Source organism: Xanthobacter dioxanivorans, assembly GCF_016807805.1.
Lineage (GTDB): Bacteria > Pseudomonadota > Alphaproteobacteria > Rhizobiales > Xanthobacteraceae > Xanthobacter > Xanthobacter dioxanivorans.
The window spans coordinates 1817440-1834153 of sequence record NZ_CP063362.1; the positions used below are offsets into that span (position 1 = coordinate 1817440).

At 69.3% G+C, this 16714-nt stretch carries 16 protein-coding genes; 10 read left to right on the forward strand and 6 right to left on the reverse strand.

The window, feature by feature from the left end; genetic code table 11:
- Positions 1-45 precede the first annotated feature (45 nt).
- From EZH22_RS08605 to EZH22_RS08650, 10 genes are all read left to right on the forward strand, one after another.
- Positions 46-471 carry a F0F1 ATP synthase subunit epsilon gene (locus EZH22_RS08605; protein WP_203195244.1) on the forward strand — a complete coding sequence of 142 codons (426 nt, stop codon included), beginning with the start codon at positions 46-48 and terminating at the stop codon, positions 469-471.
- 350 nt (positions 472-821) lie between these two features.
- Entirely contained in the window at positions 822-1334 is a 513-nt protein-coding gene (locus tag EZH22_RS08610; RefSeq protein WP_231711382.1) for a nucleoside deaminase, read from the forward strand.
- Between the two features lie 138 nt (positions 1335-1472).
- Positions 1473-2249: a Crp/Fnr family transcriptional regulator gene (locus EZH22_RS08615; RefSeq protein ID WP_203195245.1), complete on the forward strand. Its 777-nt coding sequence runs from the start codon at positions 1473-1475 to the stop codon at positions 2247-2249.
- 180 nt (positions 2250-2429) lie between these two features.
- On the forward strand, positions 2430-3899 hold the full coding sequence (locus EZH22_RS08620; protein WP_203195246.1) for an ABC transporter substrate-binding protein: 1470 nt from the start codon (positions 2430-2432) through the stop codon (positions 3897-3899).
- Positions 3900-3916: 17 nt separating this feature from the next.
- The gene (locus EZH22_RS08625; protein WP_408647686.1) at positions 3917-4864 is read left to right on the forward strand and encodes an ABC transporter permease; all 948 of its coding nucleotides are present in this window, start codon (positions 3917-3919) and stop codon (positions 4862-4864) included.
- Positions 4865-4887: 23 nt separating this feature from the next.
- Entirely contained in the window at positions 4888-5763 is an 876-nt protein-coding gene (locus EZH22_RS08630) for an ABC transporter ATP-binding protein (RefSeq protein ID WP_203195248.1), read from the forward strand.
- 452 nt (positions 5764-6215) lie between these two features.
- Positions 6216-6581 carry a ferredoxin FdxA gene (fdxA, locus tag EZH22_RS08635; RefSeq protein WP_203195249.1) on the forward strand — a complete coding sequence of 122 codons (366 nt, stop codon included), beginning with the start codon at positions 6216-6218 and terminating at the stop codon, positions 6579-6581.
- A gap of 10 nt (positions 6582-6591) precedes the next feature.
- Entirely contained in the window at positions 6592-7365 is a 774-nt protein-coding gene (locus tag EZH22_RS08640; protein ID WP_203195250.1) for a ferredoxin--NADP reductase, read from the forward strand.
- 163 nt (positions 7366-7528) lie between these two features.
- Positions 7529-8593: a YeiH family protein gene (locus EZH22_RS08645; protein WP_203195251.1), complete on the forward strand. Its 1065-nt coding sequence runs from the start codon at positions 7529-7531 to the stop codon at positions 8591-8593.
- Between the two features lie 82 nt (positions 8594-8675).
- The gene (locus EZH22_RS08650) at positions 8676-9617 is read left to right on the forward strand and encodes a LysR family transcriptional regulator (RefSeq protein ID WP_203195252.1); all 942 of its coding nucleotides are present in this window, start codon (positions 8676-8678) and stop codon (positions 9615-9617) included.
- Here the strand turns inward: EZH22_RS08650 and EZH22_RS08655 are convergent.
- The 6 genes from EZH22_RS08655 to gcvT form a co-directional block, all read right to left on the reverse strand.
- Positions 9583-11466 (reverse strand): ABC-F family ATP-binding cassette domain-containing protein, encoded by a 1884-nt coding sequence (locus tag EZH22_RS08655; RefSeq protein WP_203195253.1) that lies wholly within the window; start codon positions 11464-11466, stop codon positions 9583-9585. The genes EZH22_RS08650 and EZH22_RS08655 overlap by 35 nt on opposite strands.
- Before the next feature lie 167 nt (positions 11467-11633).
- Positions 11634-13217 (reverse strand): aminomethyl-transferring glycine dehydrogenase subunit GcvPB, encoded by a 1584-nt coding sequence (gcvPB, locus tag EZH22_RS08660; RefSeq protein ID WP_231711383.1) that lies wholly within the window; start codon positions 13215-13217, stop codon positions 11634-11636.
- Complete coding sequence (gene gcvPA, locus EZH22_RS08665; RefSeq protein ID WP_203195254.1) at positions 13217-14557, reverse strand: aminomethyl-transferring glycine dehydrogenase subunit GcvPA; 1341 nt, start codon at positions 14555-14557, stop codon at positions 13217-13219. Before gcvPA ends, gcvPB begins: the two co-directional genes overlap by 1 nt.
- Before the next feature lie 15 nt (positions 14558-14572).
- Positions 14573-15046, reverse strand: coding sequence for an OsmC family protein (locus tag EZH22_RS08670; RefSeq protein ID WP_203195255.1), 474 nt, complete (start codon positions 15044-15046; stop codon positions 14573-14575).
- A gap of 2 nt (positions 15047-15048) precedes the next feature.
- Positions 15049-15426 (reverse strand): glycine cleavage system protein GcvH, encoded by a 378-nt coding sequence (gcvH, locus tag EZH22_RS08675; protein WP_203195256.1) that lies wholly within the window; start codon positions 15424-15426, stop codon positions 15049-15051.
- Between the two features lie 3 nt (positions 15427-15429).
- A complete protein-coding gene (gcvT, locus tag EZH22_RS08680) occupies positions 15430-16575 on the reverse strand; it encodes a glycine cleavage system aminomethyltransferase GcvT (protein WP_231711384.1) in 1146 nt (381 codons plus the stop codon).
- Positions 16576-16714: the final 139 nt, after the last annotated feature.

Consider the following 16714-nt stretch of genomic DNA (forward strand, 5'->3'; position numbering starts at 1 on the left):
ACGTGAGCGGAACCCTTTCGAGGGGCCGACCCGGAGACGACAAAGATGGCGACCTTACCCTTTGAGCTGGTCTCCCCCGAGCGGCTCGTATTTTCCGGCGCGGTGACGGAAGTCATCGTCCCCGGCGCGGAAGGCGAGTTCGGCGTGCTGGCTGGCCATGCCCCCTTCATCGGCATGCTGAAGCCGGGCATCCTCACCATCAAGGGCGATGGCACCGCTCCGAAGAGCTACTTCGTCCGCGGCGGCTTCGCCGAGGTGAACCCGGCCGGCCTCACCATCCTCGCGGAAGAGGCGAAGCCTCTGGAGGAACTGGATCTCGGGGCGCTGCAGCAGCAGATCCAGGAAGCCAGGGAAGACGTGGCCGACGCTTCAGCCGACGCGGTGCGCCAGCGCGCGGAGCGTCACCTCGCCGATCTCCAGCAGGTCTACGAGGCGCTGGAGCGCGCGCGGGGCGGTGGCACCGGGCACTGAGTCGGCGAATAAGACACGATTTGGAAAAGCCCGGGCCGCACGCCCGGGCTTTCTGCTTTTTCGCTCGCCTGCCCTGATGCCGGCGTCACGCCCGCGGCCCGGCCTGCAGCGCCACTTGTGGGGTGAAGGCCGGCATGGTCTTGTTGGCCGTCACCTGCAAATCTGGGGTAGCCATGCCTGAGCGCCAGGACAGGAGCGGTCGGGGCAGGAACGGCCAAAACGGCGACGGCCGCGCAAATTGGGGCCAAGAAGGCGATCACCGGGACGGCTCGGCCGCTGCGGCCAGCGCGAAAACGCTTCCGTCCCGCCGCGCGGTGCTGACGGCGCTGGCCATCGGGGCCGGTGGAAGCGTGCTCGACCTCTTTCCCCGCGAAGCCCGTGCGGAAGCGACCCTGGTGCCGGTCCGCCCGGAAGACGAGCGGCTGATGCGCGAGGCCATCGCCCTTGCGGCGGAGGCGGACTATCCGTTCGGCGCCGTGATCACCCGCGACGGGCAGGTGCTGGTGCGCGGTCTCAATCTCGGCCGGCGGCTCGCCGATCCCACCGCCCATGGGGAGATGGTGGCCATCCGCCGCTTCGTCGCCACCCGGCCACCGGAGGAGCTGAAGGGGACGACGCTCTACACCTCCGGCGAACCGTGCGCCATGTGCATGGGCGCCATCATCTGGTGCGGCATTTCCCGCGTGGTGTTCGCGGCGTCGGTGGACGATATCGCGGCTCGGCTCGGCCAGATCACCATGTCGGCGCAGGCGGTGGCCCAGCTGATGGCGCGGCACGCGCCGTTCGCGCAGGTGGAGATCACCGGCGGGGTCCTGCGGACCGAGGCGCTGGCCCTGTTCGACGCCAAGAAGACCAGCCCGTAAGGGCCGCCGGAATGCGCCGGCACGCTGGATCGGCGGGAGCTTTGCCGCCACAATATTTATATTAAATTGATCGACAAAATTATTTATATATTGGTACGCTTCTTGCGGATTGGAATCCATCCAACCGGGAGAAGCCGCATGCAGACCGCCTCCCATCAGGGACACCCTCCGGCCCCCGCGTCGCCCTTGCTCGCGACCGCGAACCCGGCCCAGGCCCTGCTGCTGACCGAGAATGCGGCGCTGACCAACGGGCCGCCCCTGCTGTTCCAGCGCCTCACCGCCAAGGAGCGGGAGGAGGTGCTGCGCGAGGGTCAGAAGCGGGTGGTCTATCGGGGCAAGATGCTGTTTTCACAAGGCACGCCCCATGACGGCATCTTCCTGATCGAGAGCGGCCGGATCCGAGTCTTCTACATCGCCCCCTCGGCTCGCGAGATCACCCTGGCTTACTGGGATGCCGGCAATTTCGTCGGCGGCCCGGAACTGTTCGGTCAGGGCCAGCACGTCTGGTCGGGGGTGGCCGCCACCAACTCGGTGGTGGTGCATCTCACCGGCAAGACCTTGCGCCGCCTCATCGCCCAGATCCCCGCCTTCGCCATCGGCCTGATCGAGGGCGTCACCTTCAAGGGCAAGTGCTATTCCGCCCTTGCCCAGATGCTGGGCACACGCTCCGTCACCGAGCGTCTCGCCCACCTGCTGCTCCACCTCGCCGACACCTACGGCGTCAGGGACGAAGGCGCCGTGGTCATCGGCACCGCCTTCACCCACGCGGACCTCGCCCACATGGTGGGGGCCACGCGCCAATGGGTCACCATCAGCCTCAAGCGCCTGCAGGAGCAGGGTGTTCTGAAGGCGGAGAAGGCCAAGCTGGTGGTCTATGACCTCGATGCCCTGCACGCCATGCGCGGTGATCGCTGAGCGCGGCCGCCCCGGCCGCCCGCGCGCCGCCGGTATCACAGGCAGGCCTTGCTGAAAAAACGGGCGGGGCCGTAAAGGAGGCAACTAATCGACAGGCGCGCATCATCTTCCTTTGAACCGGTCGAAGCTCGCGGCGGAAGATCACGGTCGAGAGCCGTCCTGCCCCGAGAGGTGGATCCGATGACCCTGTTCCCGTCCGCGCTTCTTCGCACCCCCGTGGTTCAAACTTCGATCCTTCGCGCGCTGGCCCTGGCGCTTTCGGCCGCCAGCGCCCTCGCCGCTCTTCCCGCCGGCGCCGAGACCATCAACATCGGCATCGGCACCCAGGACACCACCACCAACACGGTGACCACGGGTGTGGTGATCAAGGAGCTGAAGCTCCTCGACAAGTATCTGCCGAAGGACGGCAAGTATGCCGGCGCCACCTACAACATCGAATGGCAGAACTTCACCTCCGGCCCGCCGGTGACCAACGGCATGATGGCCGACAAGCTCCAGTTCGGCGGCATGGGGGATTATCCCCTGGTGGTGAACGGCTACACCTTCCAGTCCAATCCGCAGTCCAAGTCCCAGCTGATCTCGGTCGCCGCCTACAACCTGTTCGGCTCGGGCAACGGGGTGGTGGTGCACAAGGACTCGCCGTACTTCGAGCTGTCGGACCTGAAGGGCAAGGTGCTCTCCGTCCCGTTCGGCTCGGCGGCCCATGGCATGATCCTCAAGGCCATGCAGGACAAGGGCTGGCCCAATGACTACTTCAAGCTGGTGAGCCAGTCGCCGGAGGTGGGCTCCACCAACCTCCAGGAAAAGAAGATCGACGCCCACGCCGACTTCGTCCCCTTCGCCGAGCTGCTGCCGTTCCGCGGCTTCGCCCGCAAGATCTTCGACGGCGTGGAGACCAGGGCCCCCACCTGGCATGGCGTGGTGGTGCGCACCGACTTCGCCGAGAAGTATCCGGAGGTGGTGGTCGGCTATCTGAAGGCGGTCATCGAGGCGAACGGCTGGGTGCGCAAGGATCCCAAGACCGCCGCCGAGCAGATCGCCAAGTGGACCGGCATCGACAAGGAAGTGGTCTACATCTTCCTCGGCCCGGGCGGCATCATGACCATGGACCCCACCATCAAGCCGCAGCTGGTGGCCGACGCCGCCGAGGATGCCGCCGTGCTGCAGAAGCTCGGGCGGATGAAGGAATTCGACGTCAAGGCCTGGGTCAACGACAGCTATATCCGCCAAGCCTACAAGGAACTGGGCCTCGATTACGAGAAGCAGCTGGCGAGCACCGACAATTACGAGGTCTCCGGCGAGGACGCCTTCTGCAAGGTCAAGATCAGCGCGCCGCGCAAGGCGGGCGAGATCTGGATCGAGGGCGAGGGCATCAAGTCCTATTCCAGCCCCGCCTGCACCCTGGGCGCGCTCGCCGAGCTGACCGCCCAGGGCAAGACGGTGAGCATGACCTATCTGTTCGACAGCGCCCGCGGCATCAAGCTGTTCGCCAGCGAGGCCTTCTATGCGGTGGGCACGACGAAGGACGGCAAGGCGGAGATCCTGCCCTTCCTGCTCAAGGCCGACGCGGAGGCCGCTGCGGCCAAGGATGGCGGCAAGGTGATGTCCTTCGGCGACGCGCTGAAGGCCGCCACCGCGGGCCGCGGGTGAGCGCCATGCAGACCGCCATGGCGAAAACGCTCGTGTCCCCCTCCGCTCCCCTGCACCTGGCGGGCGTGGAGGGAAGGGGTGCCGCCGTGGCGGCGCCGGGGCCCATCCTGTTGCGGCCGGAGCGCCCGGAGGCGCCGGCTGCCCCCGCGCCCGACCGCTCCCCCCTGGGGCGGGCGCGGCGCTGGGTGAAGCTCAATGCCGCGGCGATCCGGGCGATCCTGCTCGGCGCCCTTTCCATCGGCCTCTTCATCCTCGCCTGGCACGTGCTCACCAGCAACCGCATGATCCTCTACGTGCGCTTCGTGAACGTGCCCTCGCCCGAGCAGGTGCTGGAAAGCGCCCGCACCGCCTTTTCCACCGGCGCCTTCTTCGACCACATCTATATTTCCTGTCGCCGCATCTTCCTCGGCTTCGCCATCGCCACCCTCGTCGCGGTGCCGTTGGGCCTGCTGATGGGGCGCTTCCAGCTGCTGAAGGACTTCGTGTTCCCGGTGTCCGAGGTGCTGCGGCCCATCCCGGCCATCGCCTGGGTGCCCATGTCCATCATGCTGTGGCCGACCAACGAGGAGAGCATCGTCTTCATCACTTTCCTCGGCTCGTTCTTTCCCATCCTCATCAACACCCTGCACGGCATGGCCAATGTGGACGAGGTGCTGGTGCGCGCCGCCCGCTGCCTCGGGGCGAGCGAGCGGGCGACCTTCCGCGAGGTCTACTTCCCGGCGGTGCTGCCGCAGATCTTCACCGGCCTCACCGTGGGCATGGGGGTCGCCTGGGTGTCGCTGATCGCGGCGGAGATGATCTCCGGCCAGTTCGGCATCGGCTATTTCACCTGGGAGGCCTATTCCCTGGTGCAGTATCCCGACATCGCGTTGGGCATGATCACCATCGGCGTGCTCGGGCTCGCCTCCTCCTTCCTCATCCGGCTTCTCGGGCGGGCGGTGACGCCCTGGTCCCGGGCCAAATGAGCCAAACGAAAGCGAGGCGCGCCATGGCTGTTCCTCCCGTCCCTCCCGCCCAGACCGGCCTGATCGAGGTCAGCGATTTCCATCTGGCCTACGACACCCTCGATGGCGCCATGGTGGCGGTCAGCGACGCCGATCTCGTGGTGCGGCCCGGCGAGTTCGTCTCCATCATCGGCCCCTCCGGCTGCGGCAAGTCCACCCTGCTCAACGCGGTGGCGGGCTTCCTCAAGCCCACGGCCGGGCGGGTCACCGTGGACGGGGAGGCGGTGAAGGGCCCCTCGGCTGACCGGGGCATGGTGTTCCAGCAATATTCCCTGTTCCCGTGGAAGACGGTGCGGGAGAACGTGGAGTTCGGCCTCAAGATGCGCGGACTGGGCCGTTCCGAGCGGGCGGTGGCGGCGCGCACGCTGCTCGGCCTTGCCGGCCTTTCCGCCTTCGAGGACCATTATCCCGACCGCCTGTCCGGCGGCATGAAGCAGCGGGTGGGGATCGTCCGCGCCCTGGCGACCGGGCCCAAGGTGCTGCTGCTGGACGAGCCCTTCGGCGCGCTCGACGCGCAGACGCGCATCATCATGCAGCAGATCCTCACCAACCTCTGGCAGCGGCTCGGCATCTCGGTGCTGTTCGTGACCCACGACATCGACGAGGCGATCTTCCTCTCCGACCGCATCTACGTGATGACCGCGCGTCCCGGCACCATCAAGGCCGAGGTGACGGTGCCGCTGGCCCGCCCGCGCGATGCGGCACTCCAGCTCTCCCCCGACTTCATCCAGCTGCGCGCCGACCTCGGCGCCCTGATCCGCGAGGAGAGCCTGAAGGCCATGGGCGGCGAGCTGAACGAGGACGCGCTGAAGGGCCTCGCGGTGAACCTCAACGGTTCGAACCTCGCGCAGGTGGTGTGACATCCCACCCTCGCCCTCCGGCTTGACCGGAGCCATCCATCGTTTCCCGGCCGACTGAAACGGAGCGCAGCGCAGTGGAAGGAGAGCCGGGATCCCGCGCAGCGGGTCAAAGTCCAGGACCGCTGTTGAAGGCAGCGCCTTCGGCGGTCTCTTTGTGCTGGGCCCCGGCTCGCATTCCGCTGTCGCTGCATGCGTCCGGGGAATGCAGGGCGCCTGCGTTCTCCAACCGCCGTCACGGCAAAAGGACGACACATCCCTCGCAGCCGCAAACACGGTTGCTCGACTGGAGGACCCATTCCTCCTCCGGTCCCGGCGCGGCGCGCCAGCGGATTTCGTGCGGTCGTCAAGCGTCCTGGAAAATCCGCAATTAATTGACCCGTCAAGGTCTTAGTCCTGAAGGCCGAGCGCCGGTCCGGCTAAAATAAAGGAGAACAACAACGGGACCCTGCCCCATGGCCTACGTCGTCACCGACAAATGCATCCGCTGCAAATTCATGGATTGCGTCTCGGTCTGCCCGGTGGACTGCTTCTATGAGGGCGAGAACATGCTCGTCATCAATCCGGACGAATGCATCGATTGCGGCGTGTGCGAGCCCGAATGCCCGGCCGCCGCCATTTCCGCCGACAGCGATCCTGAGGCGGCGCGCTGGCTGGCGCTCAACGCCGAATATGCCGCCCTGTGGCCGAACATCGCCGAGAAGAAGGAGCCGCCGGCCGACGCCTCGGACTGGATGGACGTGGACGGCAAGTTCGAGAGCGCCTTCTCGGCGGCACCGGGCCAGTCCTCCGCCGGCCCGTCCCCGTCGTCGCTGGCGTGAGGGGAGAGCCATGAGCAATCTCAACACCGAGACCGTCCTCGATGTCCGCCACTGGACCGACCGGCTCTTCTCCTTCACCGCCACCCGCGACACCGCCTTCCGCTTCAAGAGCGGCCAGTTCACCATGATCGGCCTGCCGGTGGCCGACAGGCCGCTGCTGCGCGCCTATTCACTCGCCTGCGCGCCCCATGAGGACACGCTGGAATTCTTCTCCATCAAGGTGCCGGACGGCCCGCTCACCTCGCGCCTGCAGGCGCTGAAGCCGGGTGATCCCATCCTCGTCGGCCGCCGCCCCACCGGCACGCTGCTGCTGGACAATTTGAAGCCCGGCAAAAGGCTCTATCTTCTCGCCACCGGCACCGGGCTGGCGCCGTTCGTGTCCATCGCCAAGGACCCGGAGGCCTATGAGCGCTTCGAGCACATCGTGCTGGTGCACGGCTGCCGCGAGGTGGCGGAGCTGGCCTATGGGGAGCAGGTGGTGGCGGACCTCAAGGCCAACGATTTCCTCGGCGAATACGCCGCCGCCCAGCTGCTGCATTATCCGACCGTGACGCGCGAGCCGTTCCGCAATCGCGGCCGCGTCACCGACCTGATGGAGAGCGGGCGGCTGTTCGCCGATCTCGGCCTGCCCGACCTCGACCCGGCCCATGACCGGGTCATGCTGTGCGGCTCGCCGCAGATGATCGCCGACACGCGCGAGCTCCTCGAAGGACGTGGCTTCGCCGAGGGCGCCGGCCATCGGCCCGAGACCTTCGTGGTGGAGAAGGCCTTTGCCGAGCGGTGAGGCTTCCGGGCCGGCGCCGGCCCTGCCCGCGAGGGCCGGGCTGTCGGCGCATCCGGTGCCGGCATGCCATATAATCAAATAAATCGATCAATTGTAGAAATACAACTCGTTTGATCGATTGATTGTGCCGCTGCATGCTCCGTGTCACTTCTGGAGCCCCGCCATGACCGACAAGACCGTCGCCGACCCTGCCACGCTCGCACCGTCCCCGCTCGCCCGCGGAGGTGGTCCGCTTGCCACGGCCTTCGGCGGCATCCTGCCGGGCCTCGCTTACACCGTGCTCATCGCCGCCTCCGCCTACGGGTTGCGGCAGATCCCCGGCATGGGGCTGGTGAGCCCGCTTATCCTCGCCATCGCCATCGGCATGGCCCTGCACAACATCTTCGGCACGGCGGCCATCGCCAAGCCGGGGGTGAAGTTCGCGCTGCGCCGCATCCTGCGCTTCGCCATCGTGCTGCTGGGCCTCCAGCTCACCTTCGAGCAGGTGCGCTCGGTGGGGCTCACCGGCTTCCTCATCGTCGCCGGAACCCTGTTCGCTACCTTCTTCGCCACCCGCTGGCTGGGCCGGCTGATGGGGGTGGACAAGCAATTGTCCGAGCTGATCGCGGCCGGCACCGCCATCTGTGGCGCCTCGGCGGTGATCGCCACCAACACGGTCACCCGTGGCTCGGACGAGGATGTGGCCTATGCGGTGGCCTGCGTCACCGTCTTCGGCTCGCTGTCCATGCTGCTGATGCCGGTGCTCCTGCCCTATACGGGCCTCGACGCGCACGGCTTCGGCCTGTGGACCGGCGCCTCCATCCACGAGGTGGCGCAGGTGGTGGCCGCCGCCTTCCAGGGCGGCCAGCAGGCCGGCGAGTTCGGCACGGTGGCGAAGCTGTCGCGGGTGATGCTGCTCGCGCCCCTGGTCATCGGCCTCGGCGCCGCCGCCGTCATCCGCGCCCGCGGCGACAAGGCGGCCGGCCATGCCAGCCCGCCAATGCCGTGGTTCGTGTTCGGCTTCATCGCCATGGTGATGGTGGCTTCGAGCGGATGGGTGCCGGCGGAGGTGAAGATGCCGGTCGCCACCACCACCACCTTCCTGCTCGCGGTGGCGCTGGGCGCCATGGGGCTGGAGACCGACATCGCCAAGCTGCGCCTCAAGGGCATCAAGCCCCTGCTTCTCGGTGCCGCCGCCTGGCTTTTCATCTCGGCGCTGAGCCTTATCCTGATCAAGACGCTGATGTGAGCGAAAGCCCGCGCGGCGCCTGAGCGGGATCCCGCAGAATCAAGGCCCGCGCGACGCCTGAGCGCGGGCAGGCGGAGCCACGATGACGCTGGAGCAATTGCGGGTCTTCGTCGCCGTCGCCCGCGCCCTGCACATGACGCGCGCCGCCGCCCAGCTTCACATGACCCAGTCGGCGGTCAGCGCCTCGGTCGCGGCGCTGGAGGCTTCCTGCGGCGTCGCCCTGTTCCACCGGGTGGGGCGGCGGATCGAGCTGACCGAAGCGGGGCGCGCCTTCGTGCCGGAAGCGGACGCCGTGCTCGCCCGCGCCGCCGCCGCCGAGACCGTGCTGGCCGATCTCTCCGGCCTGAGGCGCGGGCGCCTCGCGCTCCAGGCCAGCCAGACCATCGCCAACTACTGGCTCGGTCCCCTGCTCAATCGCTTCCACCAGCTTTATCCGGACATCGCGCTGTCGGTGGTCATCGGCAACACCACGCAGGTGGCGGCGGCGGTGCGGGAGGGGACCGCCGATCTCGGCTTCGTGGAAGGCGAGGTGGAGGAGCCGCTCCTCGCCCGCACCGCCGTGCCGGGGGACCGGCTGGTGCTGGTGACGGCGGCCGGCCACCCGTTCGCGGCGCGGCGCGCGCTGACGCCGGCGGACCTGTTCGAGCTGCCGTTCGTGCTGCGCGAGCCCGGCTCGGGCACACGGCAGGTGTTCGAGGATGCGCTGCGCGCGTCCGGGCTCGATCCGGCGGGGCTCAAGGTGGTGCTGGAGCTGCCGTCCAACGAGGCGGTCATCAGCGCGGTGGCGGCTGGGGCCGGGGCAACGGTGATCTCGGACCTGGTGGCGGCGGCGGGGCTCGCCACCGGCACCCTGCGCCAGCTGCCGCTGGGCTTTCCGGCGCGCCGCTTCTACGCGCTGCGCCACGCCGATCGGTACCACTCGCGCGCCGCGCAGGCGCTGACGGCGCTGATGCAGGCGCCCGAAGCGGCGCGGGCGGCCCCGGCGGCGCCTACGAGCCGGCCGCGGCCTCGAGCTCGGCGCTGACGGCGAGCCATTCCTCTTCCGCCGCGGCGAGCTTCTCCACCGCCTCGGCGCGGGCCTTGGCGAAGCGGGCGGCATCGAACGGCTTCCGGGCATGCAGGTCCGGCTCGGCGAGCTTGGCGTCGATGCCGGCGATTTCCTTCTCCAGCTTCTCCACGCTGGCTTCCAGCTCGCGGACGCGCTTCTTGAGCGGGCCGGTGGGCGTCTTGCGCTTCTGGTCGGCCGGGGTGCCCTTCTTCGTCTCGGCACTGTCCTTGCGGCCGGAATCGGTCATGCGGTCGCCGTCGGAGCGCGACAGCACCTCGGTGCGGTACTGGTCGAGGTCGCCTTCATAGGCCTTCACGGTGCCGCCGGCGACGCGCCACAGCCGCTCGGCGCAGGCCTCCAGCAGGTGCCGGTCGTGGGAGACGAGGATGACCGCGCCGGGAAAGTCGTTCAGCGCCTCGATGAGGGCGGCGCGCGCCTCGATGTCCAGGTGGTTGGTGGGCTCGTCGAGGATGAGCAAATGCGGGCCGTTGAAGGTGGCGAGCCCCAGCAGCAGGCGCGCCTTCTCGCCGCCCGAGAGGGACGCGACCTTGGTGTCGGCGGCCCCGCCGGAAAACCCCATCTCCGCCGCCCGCGCCCGCACCCGGGCCTCGGGCGCGTCGGGCATGAGCTTGCGCACGTGCTGGGCGGGGCTGTCGCCGGGGACCAGCTCGTCGATCTGGTGCTGGGCGAGATAGGCCACTTCCAGCCTGTCGGCGCGCACGAGGCTGCCGCTCTCCTCCTTCAGCCGGCCGGCGAGGAGCTTGGCGAAGGTGGACTTGCCGTTGCCGTTGGGGCCGAGCAGCGCGATCCGGTCGTCCTCGTCGATGCGAAGATCGAGGTTCCGCAGGATCGGCTTGCCGGGCACATAGCCGACCGACACATGGTCCATGACCACGATAGGCGGCGAGAGGAGCCGCTCGGGATGGCGGATGGAGATGGACGCCCCCTCCTCGCTCACCTGGGCGGCCAGCGGCTCCATGCGGGCCAGCGCCTTGAGGCGGGACTGGGCCTGCTTGGCCTTGGTGGCCTTGGCGCGGAAGCGGGCGACGAAGGATTCCATGTGGGCACGCTGCATCTCCTGCTTCTTGCGCGCCTTCTGGTCCAGCAGCAGCCGCTCGCGCCGCTGGCGGTCGAACGAGCTGAAGCCGCCCTTGTAGAGGGTCAGCTTCTGCCCGGTGAGGTGCAGGATGTGGTCGACGCTGGTGTCGAGCAGGTCGCGGTCATGGCTGATGAGGATCACCGTGCGCGGGTAGTGCGCGAGGTAGTCCTGGAGCCACAGGGTGCCTTCGAGGTCGAGATAGTTGGTGGGCTCGTCGAGCAGAAGCAGGTCGGGCTCGGTGAACAGCAGCGCGGCGAGCGCCACGCGCATGCGCCAGCCGCCCGAGAATTCCGAGCAGGGCCGCGCCTGCGCGCTCTCGTCGAAGCCGAGGCCGGCGAGGATGGTGGCGGCGCGGGCGGGGGCGGAATAGGCGTCGATGTCGAGCAGGCGCATCTCGATCTCGCCCATGCGCATGGGATCGGCGGCGGCCTCGCGCTCCGTCAGCAGCGCGGCGCGCTCGGTATCGGCGGCCAGCACGCGCTCGATGAGCGAATCCGGCCCCGCCGGCGCCTCCTGCGCCACCCGGCCGATGCGAGTGCGGTTGGGCATGCGGATGGCGCCGGATTCCAGCTCCAGCTCGCCCACCAGGGCCTTGAACAGGGTGGTCTTGCCCGAGCCGTTGCGCCCGACCACGCCGACCCGCGCATTCTCGGGGATGGCCACCGAGGCATGGTCGATGAGCAGGCGCCCGGCGAGGCGCAGGGAAATATCGTCGAGAACGATCATGCCGGCGCTTTTCGCAGGCGCGGCGAGCGGGGGCAAGGGGTGGGAACGCATGGCGCGGCGCCCGGTTCCCTCCCGAGGGGAGGATCGCGCTGTCGTCCTTCACCACCGTCATGCCCCGGCTTGTCCGGGGCATGACGACCGTTCGTGGGACCGGAGCCCTCTGCCCGCTATTCCGCCGCGTCGGGGATCGGCTCCGGCTTCACCCAGCGCAGCACCGGCGCGCGGGCGGCGCGGGTCTCGTCGAGGCGGCGGCGCGGGGCGTAATAGGGCGCGCCGAGGAAGCGCGCCTTGTCCCCGGCCTTCGCCGCCAAAGCGAGGTCGCGCAGGGCGGCGATGAACAGGTCCAGGGAGGCCTTGGACTCGCTCTCCGTCGGCTCGATGAGCATGGCGCCGTGCACCACCAGCGGGAAATACACCGTCATGGGGTGGTAGCCCTCGTCGATGAGGGCCTTGGCCACGTCCAGGGTCGAGATCCCCGTGCCGGCGAGCCAGGCGTCGTCGAACAGGGCCTCGTGCATGGCCGGGCGCTCGGCGAAGGGCGCGCTCATCACGTCCATGAGGCAGGCGCGGATGTAGTTGGCCGAGAGCACCGCATCCTCGGAGGCCTGCCGCATGCCGTCGGCGCCGTGGGAGAGCATCCACGACAGCGCCCGCACGAACATGCCCATCTGGCCGTGGAAGGCGCTCATGCGGCCCAGCGCCTGCTGCGCCCCGTCCGCGCCCTGGTCCTCCACCAGCGCCAGCCCGTCCGCCGTGGCCACCAGCGCCGGCACCGGCGCGAAGGGGGCGAGCGCCGCCGAGAGCACCACCGGCCCCGCCCCCGGCCCGCCGCCGCCATGGGGCGTGGAGAAGGTCTTGTGCAGGTTGATGTGCATGGCGTCGACGCCGAGGTCGGCGATGCGCACCTTGCCGAGGATGGCGTTGAAGTTGGCGCCATCCGAATAGAAATAGGCCCCGGCTGCGTGCACCGCCTCGGCGATGGCCACCACATCGCGCTCGAACAGGCCGCAGGTGTTGGGGTTGGTGAGCATGAGGGCGGCCACCTCCGGCCCCAGCGCGGCCTTCACCGCCTCCGGGTCCACCGTGCCGTCGGCGCGCGCCGGGATGGAGCGCACCTCGTAGCCGATGAGGGCGGCGGTGGCGGGGTTGGTGCCGTGGGCGCTCTCCGGCACCAGCACCACGTGGCGCTTGGAGCCGCTTGCCTCGTGCGCGGCCTTGATGGCCATCATGCCGCACAGCTCGCCATGGGCGCCGGCCTTGGGCTGGAGCGCCACCGCCTGCATGCCGGTGAGTTCCAGGAGGTAGCGCGACAGCTCGCCCATGAGACCGAGCGCGCCCTGGACCGTGGACAGGGGCTGGAGCGGGTGCACGTCGGCGAAGCCCGGCAGCCGCGCCATCTTCTCGTTGAGGCGCGGATTGTGCTTCATGGTGCACGACCCCAGCGGGAACAGGCCGCTGTCGATGCCGTAATTCATCCGCGACAGGCGCACGTAATGGCGCATGGCTTCCGGCTCGCTGAGGCCGGGCAGCTCCAGCGGCGCGGTGCGGGCATGGCCGCCCAGGCGGTCCTTGAACGGCGCGGGCTCGGGCACGTCGACGCCGGTCACCTCGGTGCGGCCGATCTCGAACAGGAGCCCCTCTTCCAGGTCCAGGGCGCGGTTGCCGGTGAAGGTCTGCGGCCCCGCATAGGGGACGGACGTGGTGTCGGAAACGATCTGCGGCGTGGTGGCGCCGCGGCCTTCGCGGTTCATCACAGCACCTCATTCAGGGTCGCGGCAAAAGCGGCGCGGTCGTCCGCGCTGGTGGTCTCGGTGGCGGCGACGAGGATGAGGGCGTCGAGGCCCGATTTCGGCGCCAGGCGCGAATACGGCACGCCGCCGAGGATGCCCTTCGCCGCCAGCTTCTCCACCACGTGCGACGCGGAGCCGGGCACGCGGATGGTGAATTCGTTGAAGAAGGTGTCGTTGAGCACCTCCACCCCCGGCACCACCGCCAGCCGGTCGGCGAGGTCGCAGGCGCCGGCGTGGTTGAGGCGGGCGAGGCGGGTGAGCCCGGTCTTGCCGAGCAGGCTCATGTGGATGGTGAAGGCCAGGGCGCACAGGCCCGAATTGGTGCAGATGTTGGAGGTGGCCTTCTCGCGGCGGATATGCTGCTCGCGGGTGGAGAGCGTCAGCACGAAGCCGCGCCGGCCCTCCGCGTCCACGGTCTCGCCGGCGAGGCGCCCCGGCATCTGACGCACGAACTTGGAGCGGGTGGCGAACAGGCCCACATAGGGACCGCCGAAATTCAGCGCGTTGCCGATGGACTGGCCTTCGCCTGCCACGATGTCGGCGCCCTGCGCCCCCGGCGGCTCGATGAGGCCCAGGGACACCGCCTCGGTGAACACGGCGACCAGCAGGGCGCCGGCCTTGTGGGCGGCCTCGGCGATGGGTTTCAGGTCCACGAGGTTGCCGAACACGTCCGGCGACTGCACCACCACGCAGGAACAGCCGGCGTCGATGGCGCCGATGATGTCCTCGCCGCCGGAGGGGGCGGGGGGCAGGGACACCACCTCGTCGCCGGCATAACGGGAGACGGTCTCCACCGTGGCGCGATAGTGCGGGTGCAGGTTGCCGGCGAGCAGCGCCTTGCGGCGGCGGGTGACGCGGTGGGCCATCAGCACCGCCTCGGCGGTGGCGGTGGAGCCGTCATACATGGAGGCGTTGGCCACCTCCATGCCGGTGAGCTCGGCCACCTGCGTCTGGAACTCGAACAGGTATTGCAGGGTGCCCTGGGCGATCTCGGGCTGGTACGGCGTGTAGGAGGTGAGGAATTCCGAGCGCTGGATCAGGTGGTCCACGCTCGCCGGCACGTGGTGGCGGTAGGCGCCGGCACCGACGAAGAAGGGCACCGAGCCGGCCGGCACGTTGCGGGAGGCGAGGCGGGCCAGCGCCCGCTCCACCTCCAGCTCGCCCTTGGCCAAAGGCAGGTTCGGCAGCTCGGTCTCGCGCTGGGCGAGGGGAATGTCGGCGAACAGGGCGTCCACCGAGGCGGCGCCGGTGCGCGCCAGCATCTCGGCGCGGTCCTCGGGGGTGAGGGGAAGATATCGCATGGGTCCGCCTTCCGGTCAGGCGAGGGTGAAGCGCGGCGTGATGATGATGTCCGCGCGCAGCGAATGGGCGACGTAGCACTCCTCGTGCGCCCGGTGGTGTAGGGCCGCCACGTCCTCGCCGCTCGGCAGCTTCTCGCCGGAGAACACCATCACCGGGTTGAGGCTGATGCGGGAGACGAACAGCTTGCCCTTCTCGTTGGGGGTCATCTCGCCCGTGGCCGCGTCCTCGTAGCTGTCCACGCGGAAGCCGGCGCGGCGGGCGAAATCGAGAGCGAAAAGCATGTGGCAGCTGGCGGCCGAGGCCACCAGCGCCTCCTCCGGGTCCACCGCATCCTCGCGGGAGAGCGGCACCCGCACCGATGACGGCGCCGAGGAGCCGGGCACCTCGATGCCGTCGAAGGCCCAGACATGGCCGCGGGAATAGCGCCCGTCGGTGAAGGCGGCCTCGCCCCGCGCCCAGCGGATGGTGGCTTGGTAGTCGTGGGCCATGGTCAGCCCAGCGTGTCGAGGAAGGACTTGTAGGCGTGCTCGTTCATGAGGTCGTCGAGCTCGGCCGGGTTCGAGATCTTCAGCTTCAGGAACCAGCCCTTGCCTTCCGGGTCCTCGTTGACGAGGCCGGGGGCGCCTTCGAGCTCGCTGTTGACCTCCACCACCTCGCCGGTGAGGGGGGCGTAGACCTCGCTCGCCGCCTTCACGCTCTCCACGACGGCGGCTTCCTTGCCCTTCTCCACCGCCTTGCCGATGTCGGGCAGCTCGACGAACACCACGTCGCCGAGCTGGCCCTGGGCGTAGTCGGAGATGCCGACCACCGCCACGTCGCCCTCGACGCGCACATATTCATGGTCCTTGGTGTAGCGCACTTGCGTCATGGATCAGGCCCCCGGCTTCTGCTTGCGCGCATAGCGCGTCGGAACGAATGGAAGAGACGTCACCACGGCGGGCAGGGCCTTGCCGCGGACGAGGATGTCGAGGCGGGTGCCGGGCGCGGCGAGGGCCGGCGGCACGTAGCCCATGGCGATGGGCGCCTGCAGCGTCGGGGCGAAGCCGCCGGAAGTGACGACCCCGACCACCGCGCCGCCGGAGGCGATCTCCGCCCCCTCGCGGGCCGGGGCGCGCCCCTCCAGCTTCAGGCCCACCCGGACGCGGGCCGGGCCCTCGGCCAGCTCGCGCTGGATGCGTGCCGCGCCGGGAAAGCCGCCGCCTTCGCGCCGCCGCTTCTGCATGGACCACACCAGGGCCGCCTCCACCGGGGAGGTGGAAAGGTCGATGTCGTGGCCGTAGAGGCAGAGCCCGGCCTCGAGCCGCAGGCTGTCGCGCGCCCCGAGGCCGATGGCCTTCACCTCCGGCTCGGCGAGAAGAGCCGCCCACAGGGCCGCCGCCTGGTCTTCGGCCACGGAAATCTCGAAGCCGTCCTCGCCGGTATAGCCGGAGCGGGAGACCTCCACCGGAATGCCGTCGAAGGTGGTGGGGATGGCGCTCATGAAGTCGAGCGAGGCCGCCTCCGGCGCGTGCCGCGCCATGACGGTGGCGGCCTCGGGCCCCTGAAGGGCGAGGAGCGCCCGCTCGGGGCGGGTGACGAGGCGCACCGACGGCGGCAGGTGTTCGGCGATGTGGGCGAAGTCACCGGTCTTGCAGGCGGCGTTGACCACTAGGATGAGCGTGCCGTCCGCCTCCGGGGCGAGCGGGCGCGTCACCATGAAATCGTCGATGATGCCGCCGTCCGCGGCGAGGAGCTGGGAATAGCGCTGCTTGCCGGGGGAGAGATTGAGGAAATCGGCGGGGGCGAGGGCTTCCAGCGCCAGCGCGGTGGTGGCGTGGTCCGGCCCGACCAGCAGGGCCTGGCCCATGTGGGAGACGTCGAACAGGCCGGCGTGGGCGCGTGTCCAGCCGTGCTCGGCGAGGATGCCGTCCGGATACTGCACCGGCATCTGGTAGCCGGCGAAGGGAACGATGCGCGCCCCGAGTGCGGCGTGGGCGGAATAAAGGGGTGTTTCGAGCAGCGGCTCGGATTGATCCACGAGGGACTCCCGGACGATAGCGCCAATTTCCGGATCCGGGTGCCGGGAGAATGCGTGACGCGACAAGCTTGCCAGGCAAACTCGTCGGCGCATGCTCCCGCGGATCCGCGCGGCGCCCCCTCTGTCTGAAGGACCTGAG